This is a genomic window from Peptoniphilus sp. (assembly GCF_050943655.1).
In the GTDB taxonomy this organism is placed as follows: domain Bacteria; phylum Bacillota; class Clostridia; order Tissierellales; family Peptoniphilaceae; genus Peptoniphilus_A.
The window spans coordinates 1-8,202 of record NZ_JBMNPQ010000065.1; the positions used below are offsets into that span (position 1 = coordinate 1).

The following is an 8,202-nucleotide window of genomic DNA, read 5'->3' on the forward strand; positions in this document are numbered from 1 at the left end:
TTTAAATAATTTTTAAATTGCTTTTCTTATTAGTTTTTATAATCAATTCATATTTATTAATAATTGGGGCACGATAAAACCTTAATTCCACTAAGTGGAATATCTTCCACAATCCACTAATTGCAATAATTAGAGAAAATTTATTTCTAATATATTATTGAATTATTTATTAATAAGACCTATAATTATATATAGTATGGTTGTTTTATATTAATAAACTTATAAATTTAGGAGGCAAAAATGGCAAAAACATTTAAAACAATGGATGGAAACGAAGCAGCTGCTCACGTAGCTTATGCTTTTTCCGATGTGGCATGTATTTATCCAATTACTCCTTCTTCACCAATGGCTGAACATATTGATGCTTGGGCATCACATGGCAGAAAAAACATTTTTGGTCAAGAAGTTATGGTTAAAGAACTTCAATCAGAAGGTGGGGCAGCAGGTGCAGTACACGGTGCATTACAAGCTGGTTCATTAACATCTACTTATACAGCTTCACAAGGATTATTACTTATGTTACCAAATATGTATAAAATTGCAGGAGAATTACTACCTGGAGTATTCCACGTAGCAGCAAGAGCACTTGCATCTCACGCACTTTCAATCTTTGGTGACCACCAAGACGTTATGGCAGCACGTGCATCAGGTTTTGCTATGCTTGCATCAGGCTCAGTTCAAGAAGCTATGGACTTAGCTGGAGTTGCACACTTATCTGCAATTAAAGGAAGAGTACCTTTCGTTCACTTCTTTGATGGATTTAGAACATCTCACGAAATTCAAAAGATCGAAGTACTTGATTATGATGATTTAGCAAAATTAGTTGATAAAGATGCTGTTAAAGCATTTAAAGAAAGAGCATTAAACCCATCTGATCCAGAAATCAGAGGTACAGCTCAAAACCCAGATATTTATTTCCAAGAAATAGAAGCTTCAAATAGATTCTACACTGACATAGTTGGAATTACTGAAGATTACATGAAACAAATTTCTGACTTAACTGGAAGAAAATATGATCTATTCACATATTATGGAGATGAAGAAGCAACTGATATTATCATTGCAATGGGTTCTGTTACAGAAACTATTGAAGAAGTTGTTGACTTCTTAAATGCAGAAGGACAAAAAACTGGACTTGTTAAAGTTCACCTATATAGACCTTTCTCAGTAGAACACTTACTAAAAGCAATTCCTGAAACTGTAGAAAGAATTGCAGTTCTAGATAGAACTAAAGAAAAAGGTGCAGATGGACAACCTCTTTACCTTGATGTTAGAAATGTATTCTACGAAAAAGAAAATAAACCACTAATCGTTGGCGGTATCTACGGACTAGGTTCTAAGGACACTAACCCAACTGATATTCTATCTGTATTTGATAATTTAAAATCAGACGAACCAAAGAATGACTTTACAATCGGAATTGTTGACGATGTAACTAACAAATCACTTCCAATCAACAGAACTATTACTACTGAACCTAAGGGAACTATCAGATGTAAATTCTGGGGATTCGGATCTGACGGAACAGTTGGAGCTAACAAATCTGCAATTAAGATTATCGGCGACAACACAGATATGTATGCTCAAGGATATTTTGACTATGACTCTAAAAAATCTGGTGGAGTTACAATGTCTCACTTAAGATTTGGAGAAAATAGAATTACATCAACATATCTATTGACAGAAACTGATTTTATATCTTGCTCTAAACAATCTTATGTATATTCATATAACCTACTTAGAGGACTTAAAAAAGGTGGAAAATTCTTACTAAACACTGTTTGGTCTGAAGATGAATTAGAAGAACACCTTCCAGGATATATGAAGAAATATATTGCAGACAATGATATTGAATTCTATATCATTAACGCAACTAAGATAGCATCTGAAATTGGACTTGGTGGAAGAACTAATATGGTAATGCAATCTGCATTCTTTAAACTATCTCAAGTTCTACCTATTGAACAAGCTACTAAACTTCTAAAAGAAGCTATCGTAAAAGATTACGGTGCAAAAGGTGACGATATAGTTCAAATGAACTATAAAGCAGTTGACGAAGGAATCGAAGCTTTAGTTAAAGTTGAAGTTAAAGATTCTTGGAAAGATGCTGATGCAACAGTTGAAAGCAAAATTCCAGGAGCACCTGATTTTATTAATAACATTCTAATCCCAATGAACAGACAAGAAGGTAATGATCTACCTGTATCTGCATTTGTTGGAATGGAAGATGGTACATTCCCATCTGGAACAAGCCGTTACGAAAAGAGAGGTATAGCTGTAAATGTTCCTCACTGGAAGATTGAAAACTGTATCCAATGTAACCAATGTTCACTTGTATGTCCACACGCTGTAATTAGACCTTTCTTACTTGATGAAGAAGAAAAAGCTGAAGCACCTTCAACATTTGAAACTAAGAAAGCTCTAGGAAAAGACCTAAAAGATTATGAATACAGAATTCAAATCTCACCACTTGACTGTACAGGTTGTGGTAACTGTGCACAAGTTTGTCCAGCAAAAGAAAAAGCTCTAGTTATGAGCCCATACGAAGATGAAATTCACAAACAAGTAATTAACTGGGAATATGCATCTAATTATGTATCTTCAAAAGAAGACAAAATTGAACCTAATAACTTTAAGAACTCTCAATTCCAAACACCATATCTTGAATTCTCAGGAGCATGTGCTGGTTGTGGAGAAACACCTTATGTTAAATTAGTTACACAATTATTTGGAGACAGAATGAGCATTGCTAATGCTACAGGATGTACTTCAATTTGGGGAGGTTCAGCTCCTTCAATGCCATATTGCAAAGACTCTTGTGGCAATGGTCCATCTTGGGCAAACTCTCTATTTGAAGATAACGCAGAATACGGATTTGGTATGGCAGTATCTCAAATTCAAACTAGAGATAGAGTTAAAAATCTAATGGAAGAATTTATTGAACTTGGCGTTGACGAAGAAGCTAATAAAGTATTTAAAGCTTGGGTTGACGGAAAAGACGACTACAAGTCATCTAAACTTGCAACAGCAGATGTTCTAAAAGTATTAGATAAAAACTTTGGAGACGAAAAGGCTGATGAAATCATTGATACATTAAAAGGATTTGAAAAATTCCTAATTAAGAAGAGTCAATGGATTATCGGTGGAGACGGCTGGGCATATGATATTGGATACGGCGGACTTGACCATGTTCTTGCATCTGGAGAAGATATAAACGTACTTGTACTTGATACAGAAGTTTATTCAAACACTGGTGGTCAAGCTTCAAAAGCAACTCCAACAGCTGCAATAGCACAATTTGCTGCATCTGGTAAAGTTACTAAGAAAAAAGACCTTGGTCTAATGGCAACAACTTACGGCTATGTATATGTTGCACAAGTTGCTCTTGGTGCAGATAAAAACCAAGCATTTAAAGCAATCAAAGAAGCAGAAGCATACAATGGTCCTTCTCTAATTATTGCCTACGCTCCATGTATCAACCACGGCATTAAAGTTGGTATGGGCTTCTCAATTGAAGAAGAAAAGAAAGCTGTTGAATCAGGTTACTGGCACCTATATAGATTCAATCCTGAACTTAAGAAAGAAGGAAAGAATCCATTTATTCTAGATTCTAAAGAACCTACAAGATCTTACAGAGAATTCCTTGACGGAGAAGTTAGATACACTTCACTTAAGAAACTATTCCCTGAAAGAGCAGAAAGACTTTACGAAGCAGCTGAAGAAAATGCTATGGAAAGATACCAAAGCTATTTAAATATGGCAAAAGAAGACGAAGAATAATTAAAATCGTATAAATTTTATATTTATGTAATGTTTACGGCTTTCTCTTTATGAGAGAGCCGTTTTATTATATAAAAATCTTTACTAAACTTAATACTTCGTGTAGTATAAATTATTGATTTTTTTAAAACTTTGAGATATATTAAGATAAGGCTTATAGGAGGTAAAGATGAAATTAATTTTTGATATAAATGGCGGAGACAACCGCGAAGAAATAATATTGGGAGCCCTAGAAGCCTCCAAAGAATTTAACACAGATATAATACTAGTTGGCGATGAAGACTTTGCTAAAAGTGTATTAGAAAAAAATGAATACGATAGAGACAGAATTGAAATTGTCGATGCAAAAGAAAATATTGAAAACAATGAAGACCCTGCATTTGCAATTAGAAGAAAAAAGGATTCTTCAATAGTAGTTGCTCTTAAACTTTTAAAAGAAAATAAAGATTATGCATTTATTTCTGCAGGAAGTACTGGAGCCTTGCTTGCAGGTGGATTATTTATTGTTGGTAGAATAAAGGGAGTAAAAAGAGGCGTGCTTCCTGTTTATATTCCAGGACTTAAGTCAAAGACAATGGTAATTGACTCTGGTGCAAATATGGACACAAGCCCTGAACTTCTTTTACAGTTTGCAAATTTGGGTAAAATATTTTTAGAAACTCAATATAAGATTGAAAACCCAAGAATAGGCCTATTAAACATTGGACTTGAAGAAGGCAAGGGAAATAGCTTAGCTAAAGAAACATATAAATTATTAAAAGAATCAGACCTTAACTTCTGCGGAAATGTTGAGTCAAGAGATATTTCTAATAATGATTGTGACTTAGTAGTTTGTGATGGCTTTGCTGGTAATATTCTGTTAAAGGGAATAGAAGGAACAGCGAACTTTATTACTAAAATGTTATTTAATGAAGTTAACAAATCAGATTTAGATGAAAATGTAAAACATGAATTATTTGCCTTAATGAAATCAAAACTAAGTCAATTGGATTCCAATGAAGTTGGCGGAACGCTACTTCTTGGTATTGATGGAAATATTGTTAAGGCCCACGGAAGTTCAAATAGTGTGGCTATTAAGAACGCTGCAAAATATGCAATCGAAATTAATAAAAATAATGTTATTGATAAAATAAAAGAAAGAATGGGAGATGAAAATTAATGAGAGAAGATATTCTAAAACTTATAGCAGAACATTTTAACATGGATGTTGACGAACTAAACGATAATATGTCTTTTCAAGATGATTTAAATGCAGACTCAATTGAGCTTGTTGAACTAATAATGAGTATTGAGGAAGAATTTGACATTGAAGTATCAGAAGAAGACTTAGAAAACATCGAAACAATAGGCGATGTAATAGATTATATAGAAGAGCTTGAACAGTGATCTTAAATGGCCGAAAAACTAGATTTATTTCAAGAAAAAATTGGCTACTATTTTAAAAACATTGACTTATTAAAAACAGCGCTCACTCACAGTTCCTATGTGAATGAAAATAAAATGCATCATTACGAGAGCAATGAGAGATTAGAGTTTTTGGGAGATGCAGTACTGGATCTCGTGATAGGTGAGTTTTTATATTTGACATTTCCAAAAGAATCAGAAGGGTATCTATCTAAAATTAGATCCGAATGCGTAAATGAACATGTGCTTTCTAAGATATCTAAGGAGATAGGCTTGGGCTCTTTGATCTACTTTGGGAACGGTGAAATCAAAAATGGAGGAAGATTTAGAGAATCAACTTCATCAGATGCTCTTGAGGCACTAATTGGCGCTATTTATTTAGACTCTTCATTTAAAACATGTGAAGAGTTTGTACTTAAACTGTTTGGTTCACATATTAATGTTAGTGAAATAAAAACTATAAGTCGAGATTATAAAACTGAGATTCAAGAAATTGCTCAGAAGTATGGAAAAATCTGCAAGTATGAAATAGTAAAAGAAGAAGGGCCCGACAACGACAAGACATTCTATTGTCACTTGTCAATAGATGATGAGATTGTTGGAAAGGGCGTTGGAAAGACGAAGAAAAAGGCGACACAAATGGCAGCAAAAGCTGCAATGGATGATTTGGAGGGGAACAAAAATGTCTAAGAGAAATATAATTCCTATTTTTGTTCCTCATTTTGGTTGTCCCAATGATTGTGTATTTTGCAATCAAAGAAAAATAACTGGTGCATCAACGGATATTTCAAGTAGTGATGTTGAAAAAACTATTTTGGAATATCTTTCTTATTTTAAGAGAAAAGATAATGTTGAGGTCGCTTTTTATGGTGGAAGCTTTACTGCGATTGAAATAGAAAAACAAAGAGAACTTCTTGAAGTTGCAAAGAATTTTAAATTAAAAGGCTTAGTTAATTATATTAGACTTTCTACAAGGCCTGATGCTATAAATTTAGAAATACTTGAAAACTTAAAAGATAATCTTGTCGACATCATAGAACTTGGTGTTCAAAGTTTGGATAGTGATGTTTTAAAACTTTCAAATCGCGGTCACAACAAAGAGGTTGTTTACGAAGCAAGTAAATTAATTAAAGAAAACGGATTTAAACTTGGGTTACAACAGATGGTGGGACTGCCTGGAGACGATTATGAAAAGTCTATTTATACGGCGCGAGAGTTTGTAAAATTAAATCCATATTGTGTTAGGATTTATCCAACACTTGTTATAAAAGAGACAGCGCTAAACTTTCAGTATGAACATGGTTTATATAAGTCACTGGATCTAGAAGAGTCCATACCAATTGTTGCCGATATTTTAGATATTTATTATAAAAATGGAATAAATGTAATAAGGGTTGGACTTCAGGCAACAGACAATATAAATTTTGATGGAGATGTGGTTGCTGGTGCATTTCACCCAGCATACAGACAATTTGTTGAGTCATATTATATAAAAGTGGCACTTATAAATTATTTTAAAGAGAGCAAAAATCTTAAAGATGAAATTATAATTAAAGCCAACGGGAAAAATATTTCAAATATTAGTGGACAGAAAAAAGCTAACAAGGAAGAAATAATTTCCAAATTAAATTTAAAAAATTTAAAATTAATGGAAGAAAATTTAGATGATTATACAGTGAGAATTCTATCGAAAAGAGAAGAATTAATAGATATTAGAAATTACTATAGGATGAGTTATAAATGTTCTTAAAATCAATTACTATGCAGGGATTTAAATCTTTTGCAAACAAGACGACAATTGAATTAAATGAATCTATTACTGCAATAGTTGGTCCCAATGGAAGTGGAAAGAGTAACATTACCGATGCCATCACTTGGGTTTTGGGAGAGACTTCTGTTAAAAATCTAAGAGGTTCCAAGATGGAGGATGTAATTTTTTCGGGAACTGATTCAAAAAAACCTCTTGGAATGGCAGAGGTCACTATAGTTTTTGACAATACTGATAGGACACTTGATACTCCGTATAACGAAGTTGCAGTCACAAGGAGAATGTATAGGTCTCTTGAAAGTGAGTTTTTAATAAATAACAAGAAATGCCGTCTAAAAGATATTAAGGAACTATTTATGGATACGGGGATTGGAAAAGACGGATATTCTGTAATTGGGCAAGGTAAAATCGAGTCCGTATTAAGTTCAAGACCAGAAGATAGGCGTGCAATATTTGAAGAAGCCGCCGGCATTTCCAAATTTAAATATAAAAAAGTCCAATCAAAAAATAAATTATTAAAAACTGAAGAGAATTTAATTAGAATTGAAGATTTACTTTCAGAGATCTCTAAGCAAGAAGAAAGTTTAAGGCGCCAATCTCAGAAGGCCACTAAATATTTAGAAGACTACAACAAATTAAAAGAGATTGATTTAAACTTTGTATCGAAAAAAATATTTGAATTAAACGAAGACGTAGAAAAATTTAAAACTTTAATTGCAAAATTAGAAGATGAACTTTTATCGCTTCAAAAATCTAGAGATGATTTTTCAAGTAAAAAAACAGAAATTGAACTTTTAATTGATGAAAACACTAAAGAACTTTCAGAAAAGAAGGAAGAACTTTCTAGTAAAAGTGAAACTTTAGAAAAATTAAAGGTGAAATCCAGCGTTCTAGATGAGCAAATTAAATCTTTAAATAGAGATTTAGAGCGAATGCAAGATGAAGAAGTAGAGCGAAGAAATAATATAGATAAATTCGAAGAGGATTTAGATAGTCTTTTAAACAAAAAGAATTCTCTTAACGAAGAAAGAGATGCACTACTTGAGAAGATAAAAGAAATCAAAAGTATTATTGAGATTAAATCCAGTGAAATAAATCAAATAGAAAAAAGTGAAAAAGAAAAGAGCTCAAATCAAAATTTAATATCAAATGAAATTCAAAATATTAAATTTAAAAACGAAACCTTGAGCACAATGATAGAAGACAAAAACAACAGAAGAGCTTCTATAGAAGATAATATTGCAAACTTC

The 8,202-nt window shown here is 32.7% G+C and carries 6 protein-coding genes; all 6 read left to right on the top strand.

Features of this window, described 5'->3' with window-relative positions:
* Window positions 1-240 precede the first annotated feature (240 nt).
* Entirely contained in the window at window positions 241-3,780 is a 3,540-nt protein-coding gene (gene nifJ, locus ACOX6R_RS06345; protein WP_433448418.1) for a pyruvate:ferredoxin (flavodoxin) oxidoreductase, read from the top strand.
* A 169-nt stretch (window positions 3,781-3,949) separates the two neighbouring features.
* Entirely contained in the window at window positions 3,950-4,939 is a 990-nt protein-coding gene (gene plsX / locus ACOX6R_RS06350) for a phosphate acyltransferase PlsX (protein ID WP_433448420.1), read from the top strand.
* Complete coding sequence (gene acpP, locus ACOX6R_RS06355; protein WP_433448422.1) at window positions 4,939-5,166, top strand: acyl carrier protein; 228 nt, start codon at window positions 4,939-4,941, stop codon at window positions 5,164-5,166. The genes plsX and acpP overlap by 1 nt, the downstream gene beginning before the upstream one ends.
* Before the next feature lie 6 nt (window positions 5,167-5,172).
* Entirely contained in the window at window positions 5,173-5,874 is a 702-nt protein-coding gene (gene rnc, locus ACOX6R_RS06360; protein ID WP_433448424.1) for a ribonuclease III, read from the top strand.
* Entirely contained in the window at window positions 5,867-6,934 is a 1,068-nt protein-coding gene (locus ACOX6R_RS06365; RefSeq protein ID WP_433448426.1) for an elongator complex protein 3, read from the top strand. Before rnc ends, ACOX6R_RS06365 begins: the two co-directional genes overlap by 8 nt.
* Window positions 6,925-8,202, top strand: a 1,278-nt coding sequence (locus ACOX6R_RS06370; RefSeq protein WP_433448428.1) for a chromosome segregation SMC family protein, incomplete at its 3' end; no start/stop codon positions are given. The genes ACOX6R_RS06365 and ACOX6R_RS06370, both read left to right, overlap by 10 nt.